The 1,068-nt window shown below is 40.5% G+C and carries 1 pseudogene; it reads right to left on the reverse strand.

The annotated features are described in order from the left end of the window. Nucleotides 1–1,068: pseudogene (locus BHC43_RS08950) on the reverse strand (hypothetical protein); the annotation flags it as partial.

The raw sequence follows: 1,068 nt of genomic DNA on the forward strand, positions 1-1,068 counted from the left end.
TTCACTGGTTATTAATCCTTCTTCTTTATTAACGATATTTATTGCACCAATATCCAGCCGCTCACGAGCAGCAATAACTGCTGCTTTGGTTTCATTTCCTTTTGTCTCTTCCCTATTGAACAAATTGCTCGTACCGATGGCAACATGATTTCCATAAATGCGTCCGGTCCCAACATTATCAACAGTATTTCCAGCCTGAATCAGAGTCAGGCCATTGCTGTTTATCAGACCACGATTAACTATATTGTCTACTGCACTTAATTCAGTCTGCCGATTACTCTGAATAGAACCACCTGTTTGATTTTCTATTTGGCTCGCTTCAACAATAACACTATCACCGCCAGTAAGGCTGTGGCTATTGGTGATTTTGCCATCACTATGGAGTTTCAGGTTGGCATTGGCACTGATATCTGCATTAACATCAGAATTTTCGCTTAAATAAATAACAGCGTCATGACCTGAAGCCATTACGCCTGAATGACTCAGATTTTTTGCCTGTAAACTTAAATCATTTCCAGCGAGTATTTGTCCATTATTGGTATTATCCACACCGAGGGTATTTTTATGATTATCGTGTATATCGATATTTTCGGCACTCCTAATTTGACCATTCTGATTCAATAAGAGTTGATTAATTTGCGCACGTAGTAATTTATTGGTTCGAATGGCACCAGCCGTGTTGTTAACGCTATCAGCAATTAAATCTAGACTGTCAGTATCTATGCTGCCACTGTTATTGTCAACAGTGGCTGTGTGAATTACCGCTTGTTTACCTGCAATGATTTTGCCTTGTTCGCTGTTATTTAAGGCCAGTTTGCTTTCACCTTCCGCATTCAACAATAATTCTTCACTGCTGCCAATCAAACCGTTGCGGTTTTTCAATTCTTCTTTAATCTGTGCTTTCAGCTGTTTGTTGGTGCGTATCGCCCCTTCGCTGTTGTTTATGCGTACGGCTTTTAAATCCAAACTGTCGCTGTCTATGCTACCTTTGCTGTTGTTTAGGCTGGCCGTATTTAGCTTTGCCTGTTTACCCGCAATAATTTTACCGCCCGCACTGTTATCAACTGC

Source organism: Snodgrassella alvi (assembly GCF_002777855.1).
Lineage (GTDB): Bacteria > Pseudomonadota > Gammaproteobacteria > Burkholderiales > Neisseriaceae > Snodgrassella > Snodgrassella alvi_E.